Origin of the sequence: Actinoplanes sp. NPDC020271, from assembly GCF_044388125.1 — a bacterium.
Taxonomy (GTDB): domain Bacteria; phylum Actinomycetota; class Actinomycetes; order Mycobacteriales; family Micromonosporaceae; genus Actinoplanes.
Genome location: NZ_JBIRWQ010000049.1, coordinates 20,193 through 36,277 on the forward strand (window position 1 = coordinate 20,193; position 16,085 = coordinate 36,277).

16 protein-coding genes are annotated in these 16,085 nt (G+C 67.2%); 14 read left to right on the forward strand and 2 right to left on the reverse strand.

Translation table 11 applies throughout. The features are described 5' to 3' along the window. The first annotated feature begins 5 nt into the window (after nucleotides 1–5). The 12 genes from ACH442_RS46255 (at nucleotide 6) to ACH442_RS46310 (ending at nucleotide 10,899) form a co-directional block, all read left to right on the forward strand. Nucleotides 6–518 carry a hypothetical protein gene (locus ACH442_RS46255; protein WP_396344583.1) on the forward strand — a complete coding sequence of 171 codons (513 nt, stop codon included), beginning with the start codon at nucleotides 6–8 and terminating at the stop codon, nucleotides 516–518. Nucleotides 519–543: 25 nt separating this feature from the next. After that, nucleotides 544–945 (forward strand): hypothetical protein, encoded by a 402-nt coding sequence (locus ACH442_RS46260; RefSeq protein ID WP_396344584.1) that lies wholly within the window; start codon nucleotides 544–546, stop codon nucleotides 943–945. 265 nt (nucleotides 946–1,210) lie between these two features. Then, the gene (locus ACH442_RS46265) at nucleotides 1,211–2,302 is read left to right on the forward strand and encodes a DNA-processing protein DprA (protein WP_396344585.1); all 1,092 of its coding nucleotides are present in this window, start codon (nucleotides 1,211–1,213) and stop codon (nucleotides 2,300–2,302) included. 74 nt (nucleotides 2,303–2,376) lie between these two features. Beyond that, nucleotides 2,377–3,042 (forward strand): hypothetical protein, encoded by a 666-nt coding sequence (locus tag ACH442_RS46270; protein ID WP_396344586.1) that lies wholly within the window; start codon nucleotides 2,377–2,379, stop codon nucleotides 3,040–3,042. 247 nt (nucleotides 3,043–3,289) lie between these two features. Next, nucleotides 3,290–4,099: a hypothetical protein gene (locus ACH442_RS46275; protein ID WP_396344587.1), complete on the forward strand. Its 810-nt coding sequence runs from the start codon at nucleotides 3,290–3,292 to the stop codon at nucleotides 4,097–4,099. Continuing rightward, complete coding sequence (locus tag ACH442_RS46280; protein ID WP_396344588.1) at nucleotides 4,096–4,281, forward strand: hypothetical protein; 186 nt, start codon at nucleotides 4,096–4,098, stop codon at nucleotides 4,279–4,281. The genes ACH442_RS46275 and ACH442_RS46280 overlap by 4 nt, the downstream gene beginning before the upstream one ends. A 322-nt stretch (nucleotides 4,282–4,603) precedes the next feature. Beyond that, nucleotides 4,604–5,032: a hypothetical protein gene (locus ACH442_RS46285; protein WP_396344589.1), complete on the forward strand. Its 429-nt coding sequence runs from the start codon at nucleotides 4,604–4,606 to the stop codon at nucleotides 5,030–5,032. Then, the gene (locus tag ACH442_RS46290; protein WP_396344590.1) at nucleotides 5,016–5,636 is read left to right on the forward strand and encodes a hypothetical protein; all 621 of its coding nucleotides are present in this window, start codon (nucleotides 5,016–5,018) and stop codon (nucleotides 5,634–5,636) included. The genes ACH442_RS46285 and ACH442_RS46290 overlap by 17 nt, the downstream gene beginning before the upstream one ends. Before the next feature lie 320 nt (nucleotides 5,637–5,956). Next, entirely contained in the window at nucleotides 5,957–6,814 is an 858-nt protein-coding gene (locus tag ACH442_RS46295) for a DNA-processing protein DprA (protein WP_396344591.1), read from the forward strand. A gap of 316 nt (nucleotides 6,815–7,130) precedes the next feature. Further along, nucleotides 7,131–8,072, forward strand: a complete 942-nt coding sequence (locus ACH442_RS46300) for a DUF4192 domain-containing protein (RefSeq protein ID WP_396344592.1) — start codon at nucleotides 7,131–7,133, stop codon at nucleotides 8,070–8,072. 212 nt (nucleotides 8,073–8,284) lie between these two features. Continuing rightward, nucleotides 8,285–10,429 carry a hypothetical protein gene (locus ACH442_RS46305; protein WP_396344593.1) on the forward strand — a complete coding sequence of 715 codons (2,145 nt, stop codon included), beginning with the start codon at nucleotides 8,285–8,287 and terminating at the stop codon, nucleotides 10,427–10,429. Nucleotides 10,430–10,476: 47 nt separating this feature from the next. Then, nucleotides 10,477–10,899, forward strand: a complete 423-nt coding sequence (locus ACH442_RS46310; protein ID WP_396344594.1) for a hypothetical protein — start codon at nucleotides 10,477–10,479, stop codon at nucleotides 10,897–10,899. A 905-nt stretch (nucleotides 10,900–11,804) separates the two neighbouring features. Here ACH442_RS46310 and ACH442_RS46315 read toward each other — a convergent pair. Both ACH442_RS46315 and ACH442_RS46320 read right to left on the reverse strand, forming a co-directional pair. Further along, a complete protein-coding gene (locus ACH442_RS46315) occupies nucleotides 11,805–12,860 on the reverse strand; it encodes a hypothetical protein (RefSeq protein ID WP_396344595.1) in 1,056 nt (351 codons plus the stop codon). A 454-nt stretch (nucleotides 12,861–13,314) separates the two neighbouring features. Further along, nucleotides 13,315–13,680 (reverse strand): hypothetical protein, encoded by a 366-nt coding sequence (locus tag ACH442_RS46320; RefSeq protein WP_396344596.1) that lies wholly within the window; start codon nucleotides 13,678–13,680, stop codon nucleotides 13,315–13,317. 171 nt (nucleotides 13,681–13,851) lie between these two features. Between ACH442_RS46320 and ACH442_RS46325 the strand changes: the two genes are divergently transcribed. Next, nucleotides 13,852–14,367, forward strand: a complete 516-nt coding sequence (locus ACH442_RS46325; protein WP_396344598.1) for a GNAT family N-acetyltransferase — start codon at nucleotides 13,852–13,854, stop codon at nucleotides 14,365–14,367. Nucleotides 14,368–14,554: 187 nt separating this feature from the next. Then, nucleotides 14,555–15,673, forward strand: a complete 1,119-nt coding sequence (locus ACH442_RS46330; protein ID WP_396344599.1) for a hypothetical protein — start codon at nucleotides 14,555–14,557, stop codon at nucleotides 15,671–15,673. Nucleotides 15,674–16,085: the final 412 nt, after the last annotated feature.

The window sequence follows — 16,085 nt, forward strand, 5'->3', positions numbered from 1 at the left end:
GAGCCATGGTTGACAGGCCTGCGACGCACCGCGTCGTCTGCACTCAGGACATCTACGAGACCTACAGCCTGGGACAGGCGCAACGCCACCGCGCCGCCGTGCAGCAGCTCGGCGGATGTCGCCTACCGCACATCATCGAAGTCCGCGTCGATCAGCAGTGGGTTGCGCTGCACGTGGTCCAGGCCCGCGAAATCCTGCAGGCGTCACCGGGCGCCCTCATGCACCTTGCGGACGGACCGCTGATCAAGACCTCCGGCGGCCAGCCGGCCCGGGTTGCAGGGCACGCCCGTGCCGCGGACACCACCGCCGAGCCGGACGCACCACCCGGTGTGGTGAACCCGCACGAGAATGCGGTCCTGACCGCCGACGGAGACAAGGCCCACCTCGACGGCTGGTGCGCCTGTCCACACGTGCCCGCTCTTGACCGGTGGGTGCGCTACGAGCGTTGGACGGACACCGGCCGCGCCGGCCACGGCTATCTCTGTCCCACCTGCCGCAGGATCACGCAGACCGGCTGAAACTCCTTTCATCATGGAGAACCGCATGAACAGCGCGACCTCACCTTCACACCAAGACCACCAAACGCCGGCACACGCGTGGATCCAGGAACAGATCCGCGATCTGAGCGAGCCGGATCTGCTGCTGCTCCAGGTCGTCCTGGACGAGATCACCGAGCACCGGGGCCGTGGCACAGCTGCCCCGATGGTCGAGCACTTCCCGCGGGGCACGGTGGTTCGTGTGGCGCACTGGGGCGACATCGAGTTCATCGTTGAGGGCACGAGGCTGCAGCGTGACGAACGTCAGATATGGCGGCGGCTGATCGAGGTCAGAAGCGCCGATGGCTGCTTCTCCGGTCAGGTCCGTCCCGCCGAACTGTCCCGCGCCGAGCGGCCTGGTCAAGGTCAAGGCGGCACGGACAGCGCCACATCCGGCGCCGGACAGTAGCTCGACTGGCCGGACTCGTCCCGCAGCAGCGCGGTGATCCATGGCCGCCGGTGCAGGGGCCGGACACGGTCCCGCCCGGACCCGCCGTCGTCAAGCCCCGCGGCCCTCGACGAACACGACCACCGGGTACGGCCTGGCAGCGGCGTGGCCGGGCTGCGGGCTTGACACCGTCTGGCCACCGGGCGGGCCGGATCGTGTCGTCCCTGCCGGCGGCCACCAGCACCACCTGCCGCCGGATCCGGCTCGTGGCATTCCGGAGGTTGCCATGCCCCAGAACGACGAGCGCGACATCCGCGCCGCTCTGTCCTTCTACGTCGCCCGGCCGTTACCCGCGCATCTGCTCGAGACCGCGCACAACCTGCACCTATCCACCGACGGATGGGTGTATCCGGGAACCAGTGACGGTCTGCCGCTGCCCGGCGAGAAGATCTTGCAGGAACTGCAGAACCTGGGACGGTCATTACGCGAGCGCGCCGGGACTGCCGGTCTGTTGATTCCCGGCGATCTCGGCTGGCCGGCCGGGACGGGCTGCGACCAGTTGCCCTGCCTGTGGGTGCGCGGCAACCGCGACATCGCCGGGCTGCTCAGCGCCGCCGTTGCCGTCACCGCGACCCGGGCCGGCACCCCGTACGGCGCCGCGACCGCCGCAGACTTCGCCTCAGGGCTGGCTGAGGCGGGCTTGACCGTTGTCACCAGCACCGCGCTGCGTGTCGATCAGCAAATCGCCGCGACCGCGGTTACCGTGCCCGGCGCGCATGCCGTGCTGGTCTCCGACCGCGGCATCGACCAGCCGTTCGCGGGACCTGCAGCCAGCACCATCGACCGCGTCATACGCGACGGCGCGCTGGTCAGCGCGTTCCCGCCCGGGACCGGGCAGGCCATGGCCCGCACCTTCGTCCGCGAACAGCTGCTGTATCAGCTCGCGGCTGGCACCGTCGTCGTCGAAGCGGCAGCCCAGCCGCACACCATGCTCGCTGCCCGGCGCGCCGCCGAAGCCGGACGAATCGTCTGCGCGGTTCCCGGCCCAGCCGCGTCACCGTCATCGGCTGGCTGCCACCAACTGATCGCCGAACGCACCGCTCGCCTGGTCACCAGCACAGCGGACGTGCTCGCCGAGATCGGCGAGCACGATGCCGAGCTGCTCTCGTTCGCCGTCAACGCCGAGAACCGAGCGATGACTAGAGACGGGATCTACGGACTCCCCCCGTTTCGGGTGTCGGCGCCCTCAGCTTCACACGCCGCGAATATGGCCCTCGACCTTGTTGCCAGGGCGCGAACCGTTGGCGAGCAGCTGAGCGTCGACGTGCAAGGCCCCAGCGGTGATATCGCGACGTTCGCCTTCGACCTGCCGGCCTGACCGCCCGTACCGGCTCAGCCGCTTGCGCAACCGGCGCCCTATAGCAGCGGTTGCCGCCTCAACACGCCCGGGCAGTGCAGCCCAGGCTCGGCGGCCAGCGACAGCTAACCACCAGCGCGACGGCAAAGCCCTCGCTCGTCTCCTGTTTCCTCGCGCTCCGAAAGAAGCTGATCATGAATAACGTTCTCTGGGGATACATCGACGGCGACGCCGACATCATGGCGCCGGGCGAGGCTGCGGGCGACGGCCGCTGCGAGACCGGCGAATGGGGCGTGCGCGTCGAGGATGTCGTCGTCTTCGGCAGCCGAGCGGATCTACGCGACTGGGCGCAGTCCGTCCTCGCCCACGTGCCCGGCGACCGCCGACCCGACGAGCCGCTAATCATCGTCGACACCGCCCAGCAGCAGACATGGCTGGAAACGACCGGCAAAGCCCGCAGCCACAGCGACAGCGACGCGGCGCTGGACGCCGCCGGCGATCTTGTGCAAGCAATCGCCGAGGATCCCGCGGCCGCCGGATGGACGTTCGGCCGCGACGTCACCCGATTGTGGGCCTACCGTGACGACGCCGACGACCTGTTGGTCGGGGTGACGCTGACCGGCGTCGCCCACGCCATCGACCTCGGCTCCGCGCTCACCGCGGCCGATCTCACGGTGCGTCCACCGGTGCACGCTAGCCGCACGGAGGTCGCCAGTGCCTGGCTGAGCATCATCGCAGAACGCATCAACGCCGCCTACTGAAGTAGCTCAGACACCGCGGCACCACGCGATCCGGACTCAAGTCCAGAGCTGCGTTCGCGGCTTCTCCACTGGTACGACACGCCTGGCTCCGGCTGCTCCGCGTTCGTGGTCACCCGGTCCGGCCCGAACCCCTTCCGGATCCGCTTGTGATGGGACTGACCCGCCGAGAACCTCCGAGCGCGCCCAGGCCCGCACCGTTCTGGTGCAGCCCCTTTCATTCCCGCACCGTCCCGTTGGAGGCCCTCCCGTGCTGACCACCAACCGGCTCACCGTGCTGCCCCGCTCGATGTGCCACGACATCCGCGAACAGATCATCCCGTTATCCATCCCCGATCGGGACGCCGGCCTGTGCTGCTGCCTGCATCCCTGCGGCCACCACGCGTCCACCACCGCCGACGGCGAGTATGCCGGCGCGGTCGGTGGGGGCACGTGCTCCAACTGCCCGTGCGACCAATTCACCCCGATGGTCAACTGGGACCGTCGCCGGCGCCAGGTGTGGCTGCAGCTGTGCACCATGGCCGGACGCGTGCAGGACGTTCGCCGCGACGGTGACCTGCACGACTGGCGCACCACCATGACCGAGCTGCGCGCCGCGCTCGCGCTCACCCTGGGCGCGAACCCCGACTATCTGTGCCCCGCGACCGGGTTGGACATGGCCCGGGCGGAGCTGATCGATCCCGGCTGGTGCTGCGCGACCGGGCACCGCGGGCTTCTCCCGGTCCATCCCGTGAACGTGATGCTGGTGATGGCCGACCGGCACGGCGAGGGCGGCCTGGACCGCACGCTGCTCCTCGAGGAGCGCATCAGCGGGCTGGCCGTGCTGCCACGCACGGATTGGCGGGGGTGGCACCGGTGGACGTTGTCCCGGGTGCGGCAGCGGATGCGTGATCACGGCTGGTACACGCCGTACCGGCGGATCGAGGCGTTCACCGTGGACCTTAATCACGCACGGGTGGCCGGGTGGAAGGGGCACGAGCCCCTGTGCCCGGTGGTCGACGTCCGGTGGGGTGAAAACCCGGCGGAAGAGCCGATCGTGGACGTGTGGTGGGACAAATGACATCGATCAACCGGTGGGCCGTGGAGCTGGCCTTCGCTGCCTGGCCGTTCGCGGTGATCGCGGTGACGGCCGGTACGACGGCCGTGGTGTTCAAGGATCACGATGCCGCGGAATTGTTCGCGGTGGTGGCCGGGACCGCGCTGGTGTTGGCGTTGCGAAGGGCCCGCCGATGGCCAGCCTGAGCCGGGAGCTTCCCGGGGCGAACGACGTGGAGTCGGCCACGTGCGGGGCACCGTCCCCGTCTGGCCGGATGCACTGTGTGCTGCCCCCGGACCACATTCTCGGGCAGGCCGGGCACCATCCGGATCACCTTGGCCGTGACGCACAAGGCCGGTGGCGGCCGTGGAAACGGGCGTGAGGCGAGCCCTCATTCCCCGCCGGCCCCGTCCGGCACGCTGGCCGCCGCGGTGTGGCAGCAGATTGAGCACCACCTGAAACGCGCTCCATGACGCCGGCCGTCCCGCTCTTTCTCCGTCACCGATTCCTGTCCCGGAAGGCACGATTGTGACGCTGTTCTACATTGCCATCTACCACAACGCCGACAGTTCGTTCATGCCGTACGAACCTGGCCACCATCTCAGGAAGGTTCTCTCGCATTGGCGGCACCTGCCCGCCGCCACGACACCGGAGGCGGTCGCCGACTGGGCGTACCGGGTATTCAACGCCGACCTCGACCAGTTGCAGGCCAGCCGGCCACGCGCCGAGGACAACAGCAGCGAGATGGACTTCCTCGTCGTCTGTTTTTACCGGCTGCTGAAGCTGCGCTCGCTATCGGTCGGTGATGTCATCGGCATCACCACCATGGAGACCACGACGTGGCTGGCGTGTGAGCCTGCTGGCTGGCGACACATCGGCACCCCCGAACACAGCATCGGCCATGGGCTGATCCCCGCCACCGTCTACGAACTCCTCAGGCGTGAGCGCCATGGCTGATCACTCTTGCCACCAGCACGATCCGGGCCACCACACCGACACCTGCCTGACCGGCGACTGCGGATTCTGCGGCACCAGCCTCGACAGTGTCGCCTCCGGCGAATGCCGCGCATGTCTGCGCATCGTGTGTGAGAGCTGCGACGGCGGATATCAGCCCGATCTCGGCCCGATCTGCCGCCCGTGCACCCCGCCGTCGAACAGCCCCGCAAACGGCAGTCTGGGCAACTCCATCGAAGCGGAGCCTCACCGACTCTGCGTGTTCGAGTTCGACCTGGCCTGTGGGCACGTCGTCACCGTCGCCCTGACTGGTTGGTACCCGATCACGGTGTCGTGCTGTGACCGGCTCGGCGGCACCATCCGCGGCAGCATCTACCTTCCGTACGACTCGCGTGTCGACTTCGTCAGGCTGCACTGCGAGCGTTACGAGCTGCGGCCAAAGGGCACCCGGCCTGCACCGATCCAGATCATCGGGCGGCATGCCCGCACCGATGCGCCCTACCAGCCGCCGTGCCGCGGCATCTCCGGCAGCGCTGGACGATTCCCGTCTCACGTCGGCGCTACCTGGAACCTCGACGGCACCCTCGCAGCAGCAGAAGACGCTTGACCTGCCAGGGACGTCGCCCGAGCCTTCGGAGTCGCACCACGGCCCGTCCGCCCGCAGATGCGCTGAATCGCCTGTCGAGCGGCCTGCCCGGTTGACCGTGCACTGCCGTCATCACCACCCCTGCCTGGCGATCCGGCCGGTGAACGACATCAGCGGATTCGGCCCCGACGTCCCCGCCTTCACGGAAGTGAGAATCCATGAACCAGCAAAGCAACACCGCCAGGGACGACACCCGACATGCGTTGGACGTTGTCGAAGACCGGATAGCCCGGGTAGCGCTCACGTGGCTGGCGGAGCCCGGCAACCAAACGATTTGGGCCATGGTCGAGCAGCACGGCGCGCCCACAGCCCTGCGCCAGGTGCTGACCGGTGACGTCGCCGACCCCGCATTGCGCGACGCGGCGATGGCCCGCCTCACCACCGGGGATCCGCTGCGCCACGCCGAGATCGCGTTACGCCGCGCCGAGAGCATCGGAGCACGACTGATCGTCCCCACCGACCGCGAATGGCCGGCTGCGGTCAACGACCTGGCCCTGGTCAACCCCGGCGCGCCCGGAACGGCCAGCAACAGCATCCGGCCACCATTGTGTCTGTGGGTCCGCGGCGACCGGCTGGTCAACGAGGCGTTCGCGCAGGCGGTGTCGATCGTAGGAGCGCGGGCCGCGACCACCTACGGCGCTCATGTCAGCGGCGATCTCGCCTACGGCCTGGCCAACAGCCGGTGGACGGTTGTTTCCGGTGGCAGCTACGGGGTGGAGGCGGCTGCTCATCGGGGAGCGCTGGCAGCCGGTGGCAGTACCGCCGTGGTGCTCGCCGGCGGCATGGACCGGCCCTACCCTGCCGGGAACTCCGCAATGTTCGACCAGATCGCCGCATGTGGCCTGCTTATCAGTGAATGGCCGCCCGGAGCGGAACCGATCCGGCATCGTTTCCTGCTGCGCAACAGGGTCCTCGCGGCTATGGCCGGGACGGTGCTGGTCGAAGCGGCACCCCGCAGCGGGTCATTGCAGGCGATGAACCGGGCGCTCGCTCTCAGCCGGCCGGCGATGGTCGTGCCGGGCCCGGTGACCTCGCAGATGTCGAAGGGCTGCCACGAGTTGCTGCGCACCAACCCGGCGGTGCGGGTCGTCACTTCCGTCGACGACGTTCTCGCCGAGATCGCCCAGCGTCGCGGATAGACCGTGGTCGAAGCTGGCGCTGTGGCCGTCGCTGCCCTGATCCGCTTGTACCGGCCCCGTCCCCGGCCGGCAAGGGCACGGCGCCCGTCATCTCACCGTCACAGCAGTTCGTCGGGTGTGGCGTCGTCGCTGGTGAGGTGCCGGGCTGGGCCCTGGCCTGCCGTGAGCCGTCAGGGCCGGTACGCGGCCCGGGTCAGCGCGGCCCGGCGCCCGCCTCGGACCGGTGTACCGCGATCGGTGGCCTCCCCTGATCGCGGTACACCCTCGGGGACTTCACCAGCCGGGTCGCACCCGTTGCGATGCCCAGGAGTGACCCATGCCCGAATCGGCGCCGGTGACCGCGCGCGGTCCTGCCGACCTGTTGGCCACCATTCCTTATCTGCTGGGGTACCACCCCCGCGACTGCGTCGTGGCCGTGTTCGTCACCAAGGACGGACGCGTCAAGTGCGCGTTCAGCACCAACCGGCAGACATCTGTCCTGCTGATCGTGGAGAAGAGCATCGCCACCGCCATCAGCGCGGATGCCACCACGGCGTTCATCATCGGCTACGGGCCGATGAACGACCGGGACCTGCTCAGCCAGATCGCTGAACGGCTGCACACCGCCGTACCGGTCCAGGCCTGTCTGCTGGTGAACGGCAACCGGTACTACTGCCTGAACCAAGGGTGCCCCTGCACCCCCGCCGATGGTGCCGTTCTCGACATCTCCGCAAGCGTCATAGCTGCCGAGATGACGTTGCAGGGCCTTGTCGCGCTGCCGTCCCGCGAGGATGTCGAAGCCCTCGCAGCCGCCGATCCCGAAGCCCAGGCCCGCACCGCAAAGCTCATCGCCGGGCTGCCGAACCTGCTGCCGGATCCGGTGAGTGTGGTCCGCTCCAGCATGACCAGCGCGGAAGCCGGCACACCGCTCAGCGACGAGCAGGCCGCGCGCCTGGCGGTGGCGCTGACCACCACACACGGACGCACCGCAGCCTGGGAAGCCACGACCGGCACCGCATGGCAGGGCCAGCTGTGGCTGGACCTGACCCGCCGGGTCCCCGAACAGTACGCGGCGACACCGGCGAACCTGCTCGCCTGGACATCGTGGCGGCGCGGCGAGCCAGCACTGGCCCGCACCGCCTTGGATAAAGCCGCAGCTGCGATGCCGGACAACACGTTGTCGAACCTGATCGGCGTCTTGCTCGACTCACCGATCAACCCGGCCACACTGCCCTGGCCACTGCCGGAGGACTTCGACCCGCAGCGCCTGATCCCGTAGCGCCCCGCAACGCCCGGTGTTCTGACGGCCATCAGCGCCACCGGAACACCGGGCGGCTATGCGGCGAAGGCGCCGCCGGCCTGTCGCCTGCTGTCGCAGGCCCGCGCATCCATGTCCCCTTCCGCATAGCCCGGCATGCCACCCGGCGCCGCACGCCAGTGCCGTGGATCACCGACCTCGCTCACCATCACCAGCACCGCAGGAGATTCACCGTGGACTCCCCCGCTACCGAACAACACCCACGCGCAGCAGACCCCACACCAGGGCATGCGGCGACCACCACAGACACCCTCGCCTATCCGATCTCTCCCGACTACGTGAAGTCGTGGACGCCGGTTCGCGCACTGTGTGAGCTGATAGCCAACGCTCTCGACGAGGACAAGGCCGCGTCCGTGGCCTGGACCGACGGGGTGCTGACCATCAGCGACAACGGTCCCGGCATCGCCGAGGAAGGACTCGTCCTCGGGCACTCGACCAAAGATCATTCACAGATCGGTCAGTTCGGCGAAGGCAAGAAACTGGCGTGCCTCGTCCTGGCCCGCAGCGACGAGGTCGGCGAGGTCCGCTGCGAGACGGTCGGCTACGGATTCACCCCACACGTCGAACGGCGCCGGCTGCTCAACGGCCTCGTCCCGTCCCGCTCGCAGCAAGGCGCCGAAATGCTGGTCTACCGGCTGCACCGCAACAACCGCACCACCGGCACCGTCTTCACCATCGCCTGCACCGAACAACTCGCTGCGCAGGCCATCAGCCGGTTCCGGGCCCTGGCCGAACCCGACTACCAGCCGCCGCAGACACCCGGAGCGTGCATCCTGGACGGCGAACCGGGACGCATCTGGATCGGCGGCGTACTGGTCACCCGCATGCCCGGCCTGCTGGTCTCCTACGACCTGCCGCTGGACAGCAAGGGCCTACAGAACCGCGACCGGACCGTCATCGAAGCCGGCGCTCTGCGCGACAGCGTGCAAACCATCCTTGCCGTCAGCGAAGATCCTGGCGTCGTCGACCGGTTCGCCCGCCACGTGCTTGACGGCGGAAAGCTGCGCGAACCGGAGCAGTTTTTCTGCCACATGAGCGGCCGTAGCCCGCGGGCGAAAGCAGCCTGGCGGGCGTGGGGGCGCGCGCATCTGCCCGAGCGCAGCTTCTTCACCATCAGCGGCAACGAGGAAGCCAAGCTCGACCTGATCGACAAGGGCTACACCGAGGTCACCGCCGCCGGCCTGCCCCACCACCTGCTGTTCGCGCTCATGGACCGGCTCGGTGTCGAACTGGCCCGCACCCGGCAGGTACACCACTACGAACGCACCAGCGGCAAAACCACCTGGGTCGCTGACAAGTCACTGACCGCAGACGAGCGGGCGGTGCTCACCGGCGCACGTCAGCTGATCTGCCGGGCCATCGGCCCGTTCGCGATCGACCGGATCCGGGTGTACTCCAAAAGCGAAACATCCCCGTGCTCGGATGGCTTCTACAGCCCGGTTACCGGCGACATCGCAATTCACCGCAGCATACTGACCCAACGGCCCCGCACGCTGCACGTCCTGCTGCACGAGGCCGCGCACCGAGTCGCCCACCGCGGCGGCGGCCGATGGCTGCCGATCCCGGACTACACCGACCGCACCCGCGGCTTCGAGACCATGCTGTGCGACTTCGGCGCACTGCTACTGGGCTACCTCGCCGACGGAACCGCCCTGCCCGAACTCGCCGTCGACCCCAGCCCGGCGCCAGCACCACGACAACGCAGAACGGCCGCCGCCGACGACCCCGCCGTGCCAGCCGTGCGACGCGAACTCGCGCACCTGCTCAACGACCAACTCCCGCAGGCCCTGACCGCCGGCAGGTTCACCAGCGAGAAGGACATGGTCGCCTCCACCGGGGTCCACCTCGACTATTGGCACACCCTGACCCGCCCGAAGACGATCGGGTACCGGCAGCAACGCGGCGGCCGTGCCTGGGACTACGACAAGGTCGCCCTGCTCGCCGAAGCCGCCGGCCTGCATCCGCCGGTCGTCTGGCTCGGCTACCACCTGTGCGAAGGCCCGTTGCATCACCGCCCCCGCGAGCAGTGGGGTCAGTCGGACGGGCCGTGGACCAAAAAAATGCGCGAGGCGACCCTGCGAGCCTGCGCCGAGCTGCAGGCGATCGGCGGCGCCTACGCCGAACACGTTCCCGCCCTGCGCGCCCTAGCCGAAGGCCGCACACCGGCGCCACTCGGCGACGACGGCTGGCATGCCCCCGCTCGAGCTCTGCTGGCGCTCGAACGCAGCAGGCTCGGCCTCGACGCGGTGCCGGCACCCAGCAGACCACCTGGACCCGGCCAGACGCCGCAGACCGACCCTGCGTTCCTCAGCCGATGAACCGACCACCCGATGAATTCCTACACCATCGTGAGGAAGAGACACTCATGTCCAGCAGCACAAGGCGGGGGCAGGCCGTCAATGAAGTTGTCGTGTCCGATCCACCGACGACATTCATGGTCGGCAAAAACGTTGCCAAGCCGGAACCGGACTGCGTCTACTCGATCACTGCCAGCAACGCAGAGGACGGCATTCAGGTCACCGGCACCGAACCGGAGTTGCATCACTGGCTGCACCGGGCCCGCACCGAGCTGAGCCGAAAGACCGGCGGCCCGCGAATCATGAACGTCATCGACCTGTCGACGCACCACCTGCCCCAGCCCGTCTGCGACCGGCTCAACACCTACCGTGGTGTCAGTGCGCACTTCACCGGCTGGGGCTGGCTACTGACCGTGCCCGGCAACCTCGCCCAGCACATCGCCGAATTTTCCGACACCGTGCCCGCCCAGGTGTGGCAACTCTGGCAGTAAGGGCACCGGTTCGGCGCCGAGTACATCCTGCTCGACGCGGATGCCGACCGCATCGACGCGTTACCGTCCTGGGATTGGTGACGCGTGCGGGCACCAGCACCCGAACCGCAGCGCCGCAGCTACCACCCGCGGCGCTGCCCGGCTGATCTCGCCGGAGCGCCATGTTGCCCTGCGAGTCACCACGACGGTGTGGTCGTGCCCAATGGCCTCTGAACTGGCTGGACACACCAAACCGGAGTGGATTTCAGCTGCTTCCCCACCGCCCATGCGACTCCATAGACGAAACGTACGCCGCGATGTCGCCTTGCACGGCAACGCGCAAGGCCAGGCGTTCACCGCTGCTCCGCAGTCGTTGCTGCAGTCGCCCCGCCGCACTTCGGCATGTTCGTGCAGTTCGTCACTGCCGTAGCCAGGACCCAGGCGCAGGCGAACCGACTGTGCGACGCGAATGAGTCAGGCCCGCAGAACAAAGAGTCCCCACACGCGAAGACGCTGACTGGTCCTGACCAGTAGGACGCGGCCCACCGCGGCGCAAGTAGTTACCTAGTGGGATGCTGCAACGCTGTCGTACCCTCACAATCGTGTCTGCCGAGCGGTTCGTCAGTGATCGAGGCCGACTTCCGGACAGCACCCTACAGCCCGGCTCTAACTGGCCACCTCTACACGAGACCTGGGCCGATGTGGTGCGCGAGCAAACCTTGCCGCAAGACACGCCGGCAACGCCAGACTGACGCCAACAGCAACCATTGTCCCAGATCGCCAGAAGCGACGCCGTCACGCCGAGTTACACCGATCGGGTCGAACGTGCGCACGCTCATGCCGAAGAGAGTGCAATGAAGTAACTAGCAGGATGCGTCTCGCCACTCGTTCTTACCGGCTGAGGCCACCAACGAATGGAATTGTCATTAGTCTGCATCCGCCGCCAAGCTTCGTGTTCTTCTTCTGCCGCGCCAGGCGGCTGGGGCGATGCCAAACATCGCTCCAGACAGAAGTAGGCAGCCGTCGATCGTGGGTTGCAGCCAAATCCGCTCGCGGGGTCTCTCAATTGTATAATCGAGGTCGCCGCCGATTTCGAAGGACCACGTGCGCTCATTGTGGGTCCCACCCACAGGTTGCGGAAAGGCGTCAGCGAGTCGTTCCTCGGTTCCGATTTGCATCTGGACGTCAATTTTGTCGGCTGCGAACAGCCCTTGTACGGCTGCACCTCCGTCGTTGGGAATGGCTGGGCTGCGCGCCACCTGGATCGCACTGGAGTTGCGGGCAAGACCAGCCGAGCGCCGCAGGGTATCCGGCCATGTGAACTGGACGTCGATATCTAGGTCCCCGACATCGCCGACGGCAGGAACCGTACAGGTCACCATGGTGTGGCCGAAGGCATCGCGGCGCAACTCGGCACTAGCCTCGGCCCGCTCCTTTCCAGTCCACCACGAGGCGCAGGAATGAGCCATGGGCGGATCCACCGTAACGCCGCGGCGGGACCAGTCTGCCAGCTCGGCATCATGTGGCAGCGTGAACAGGATGGTGAGCGGCCGGTCGATGGACAGCCTCCACAGTCCCGGGTTGTTAAGGCGCACCAGCCTGTACTGGCCATAGGCCCGCGTGCCGGGCTTGATCACGGCGGCGAATCGGTATTCCGGCGGTTCAATGCCGAGTCGCCGGCTTTCTGCCGACCGGTCGGTCGCAAGAACGACCCTGTCATTTATGTTGGTGAAGACTCCTAGCTGGTTGTGGTCCAAGGCGTTTGAGCTAACGGCTGGCTGCCCGGCATCTTCCCACCGCAACGTCACTGTCGCTACAGCCAACAAAATTGCGCACGTTATGAACAGGTACAGGCGCCATTGACGGGCGGCGGCAGCGAGTACTTGGCCGCAAGCGCAGGCTACAGCCGTACCGAAGGCGGCAAACACTTCGATCACCCGAAGGATTTCGGCGCAGGCCCGGTCTCGGACTCTCGGATCCATGCTCTCCATAGTCCATACCGGTCACGGCGAGAGTTGGCCTGGGGCTATGGCAGCCCGGCTCCTCAGAGACTGCGGAATCGTTCCACCGGGAGGAGGTCCGAGCGGTGTCTGGTGCGGTGGAGAACACCCAGATGACTTGTCCCATGGCGAGGCTTGGATCACTAGGCCGCGCCACGACCTTGCTGTGTCATTCAGTCTGAAAGCAGGCGAGTTCCCAACGACGAAGACCCCGGCCCCGCCGTGCAGCTCTCAGGGAGTGTCAGGACCCTAGCCCTGAACATCCTCTTCTGCCGCCGTCCGTGCGCGTCGGGCTGCGTGGGGCGTTACGCGGTGTGCTCGTTGAGCCGCTGAACGGGTGCGTCGATCGTGCCGGGTGGTCAGCCTGCGGACTTGGCCGGCCTCTGGAATTGCCGATGGCCGCGGCGTCAGTGGCAACGCCACCCACTCTTGAGGCTCACTCGCCGAGCCAGGACAGGCCTGGGGCATGCAGCTCCGTGACGGTAGCCTCACGGACTTGCCACATCTGGGCACCATCGTGCTCTTCGGCCGTCACAACGAACAGCCCCCGGGGCCGGTCGTTATCCTCGTCAACAGTTGGCATTTCGGCGAGTTGCTCGACCTGACCCCGCAGCCATGAGAGCTCACCCTGCCGGATGTCACCGCCATAGAACAGGTACAGCGACCAGTTGAACGGCGCTGACGGAAACGCCCATCCACCCGAGTACAGCTCATGCCGGTTCAGTTCGATGATCTGCTCGGCTGTGGCGCGTTGTTTGAAATCAATCTCAAGCCAGCCGCGGATCGACGCGTACGTCCCCATGGCCGGCATCGTAATCGGGCGCCCAACATCCTCTTCTGCCGCGATCCGGGGCGGTGCCGAGTAGCCGTGCCCGGCACACCCTTCCCTGGGGGCCGGCGCAGGTGGACCCCGTCAGACACGGCCCAACGCAGTCGAAGCGGCGAGCTATACGTGATCATGCAGAATGCCCGGATGGTCACTGACGTGCGTGCGGGCCGCGAAGACGATCTGCCGGTCTTGACGGAGATCTACAACCATCACGTCCGAACTGGTTATGCGACCTTCGACGAAGCCGAGGTCGACCTCGCTGACCGCCGAGCCTGGTGGACAACGTACGCGACTACCGGGCCCCATCGGCTGATGGTGGCTGTCGACGACGAGCGGCCGGTCGGATATGCCACCAGTAGCCCGTACCGGGCGCATCCGGCCTTTCGCCATACGGTGGAGACCAGCATCTACCTCGCTCCTGCGGCCATCGGCCGGGGACTCGGCGGCAGGCTCTACGACACGCTGTTGGCGGAACTGGCCGATACCGAGGCTCACCACGTCGTAGCTGCCGTGGCACTCCCCAATGACGCGTCCGTGGCGCTCCACCTCTCGCGGCATTTCACGGTTGTGGGCACCTTCACCGACTATGCGATCAAACACGGTCGGCGCATCAGTTCCACCTGGTTCGAGCGCCCAGTTCATTCGGACGGACGCCGTTGACTCCGCCCCGGCCGCGTTCGACTCTCATGCCGCGAGGCGGGCGTGCTCTCCGGTCAGCAGATGTCATGTCGGTTGCCAATATCGTCCGGACATCGGTGCGAGATGGTCAGCGCTGGCGCTTGCTGACAGGCGCTTGGGGTGGGACTATCGCGGTCATGATCGAAAGAATCGAGTCCTCCCTCCGCCGGTGAGCGTGACACCCGAGCCTGGACTGCTCGGAACCCAGATCGCCCTGTTCGAACACGCTCTGCGTCTCCATCAGCAACACCCCAACGGTGCGCTGCCTCGCGACGTTAAGCCGTATCCGGACGAAGACAGCCACCGCTCGCGGGCGTCATACCGGCGGGCGAAGGATAGACGCCTCTATGGGGCCGATGTCGCTGTCATCCTCGACAAACACTTCAGCCAGCCCGACGCGCCGGCGAGTGAACTTGTCGACGCCCTTCGCGAGGTCTACGTCCCGATTCAGCGCAACGACCACATCGTTGCCGCGGCGCTGCGCGCCGATCGGCAGCGCATGCGGCAGACCGGTCGATGGTTGGTGCGGCACAGCAGCGATCGCAATGCCGCCACGGTCGGGCTCGCGCTGCTGGCCGCCGATTGGGCTGAGGAAGACGTCCCGCTGATCCAAACCATCGGACTGTTGTCGGACCATTTCGGGCCGTTGGCCGCGGAGGCGTTGCGGCGCCGCCGCGGAGGTGCAGAAGCGCTGATATGGCTCGCCGATCGCGTCGCTGGCTGGGGCCGGGTCTACGTCGTCGAGGCTCTGTGCCGACAAGGTGCCGTCACTGCCCGGGCATGGCTTCTGCGTCATGCCTGCGACGGCGACTACCTCAACGGCTACTTTGCCGGCGAGGTTGCCACCACGGCGCACCTGCACCAGGCAGTTACTAGCAGCGACGTGGACGACGACCTGCTCGATCACACCGGCCGACTACTGAAGATCATGGCCGGCTGCGGTGGCATAGGCATGACTCTCGAGGACTACCCACCGGCACCTGCCGTACTGGCCGCGCATGCTGCCCACCTCGCCCAGCAACCGCCGACAGCGACCCGATACGTCGATGCCGCGATCATCGCCGACTATCTGACGGCCAAGCCTGCGAACCGCAGCGGCTGCACTACCGAGCAGCGGGACCACATCGTGCAGCAATACCTCGCCGTACTCGACCGGCCGAATTGGCGCGCCGCGGTCCGCACGGGCCGTGGCCTGAACAGTGACTTCTTCGCGTGGTTTACAGGCCACGTTGCAGCGCGGCTACGTCTCGGCGCGTTCTCCGATGCGGCGGAAAGTGACGAACGATGAACTAATCCACCATTCATGCCGGTAACGACGCGTCGATCCGTCAAAAGAAACCGCGGAACCCTTTTCCCCGACGGCGCCGAAGCCGGCCGGCGCACTCACATGCCGCGATCCGCGCACGATGACCCAGACGATGTTGCCGAGCTACCGGGGGTCAGCGGTGTCCCAGGCGTACTCAAACCGGTGCGGGCCGAGCTGCCACTCACGCAGAACGTTCAACAGCTCCAACTCGTTGGCTGCGTTGGCACTGCGCAGCAGCGTCGCCCCGATGTCATAGTCGAAGCCGTCAAGCAGGGCGGCGTCGTACTCCCGGTGCCTAACCTCGGCCCTTCGTTAAGGGCTGTCCAAGGAGTGGGCCGGAAACGCAGAAGTGCCTTCTGATCAGGGAAAATAGGGCTTGTCGAAGGTCCTATGT

Bases quoted from the DNA above. Each gene is read 5' to 3' on its own strand.
- ACH442_RS46255 (WP_396344583.1), top strand. From the start codon at position 6: ATGGTTGACAGGCCTGCGACGCACCGCGTCGTCTGCACTCAGGACATC.
- ACH442_RS46260 (WP_396344584.1), top strand. From the start codon at position 544: ATGAACAGCGCGACCTCACCTTCACACCAAGACCACCAAACGCCGGCA.
- ACH442_RS46265 (WP_396344585.1), top strand. From the start codon at position 1,211: ATGCCCCAGAACGACGAGCGCGACATCCGCGCCGCTCTGTCCTTCTAC.
- ACH442_RS46280 (WP_396344588.1), top strand. From the start codon at position 4,096: ATGACATCGATCAACCGGTGGGCCGTGGAGCTGGCCTTCGCTGCCTGG.
- ACH442_RS46295 (WP_396344591.1), top strand. From the start codon at position 5,957: ATGGTCGAGCAGCACGGCGCGCCCACAGCCCTGCGCCAGGTGCTGACC.
- ACH442_RS46300 (WP_396344592.1), top strand. From the start codon at position 7,131: ATGCCCGAATCGGCGCCGGTGACCGCGCGCGGTCCTGCCGACCTGTTG.
- ACH442_RS46310 (WP_396344594.1), top strand. From the start codon at position 10,477: ATGTCCAGCAGCACAAGGCGGGGGCAGGCCGTCAATGAAGTTGTCGTG.
- ACH442_RS46315 (WP_396344595.1), bottom strand. From the start codon at position 12,860: ATGGATCCGAGAGTCCGAGACCGGGCCTGCGCCGAAATCCTTCGGGTG.
- ACH442_RS46320 (WP_396344596.1), bottom strand. From the start codon at position 13,680: ATGGGGACGTACGCGTCGATCCGCGGCTGGCTTGAGATTGATTTCAAA.
- ACH442_RS46325 (WP_396344598.1), top strand. From the start codon at position 13,852: ATGGTCACTGACGTGCGTGCGGGCCGCGAAGACGATCTGCCGGTCTTG.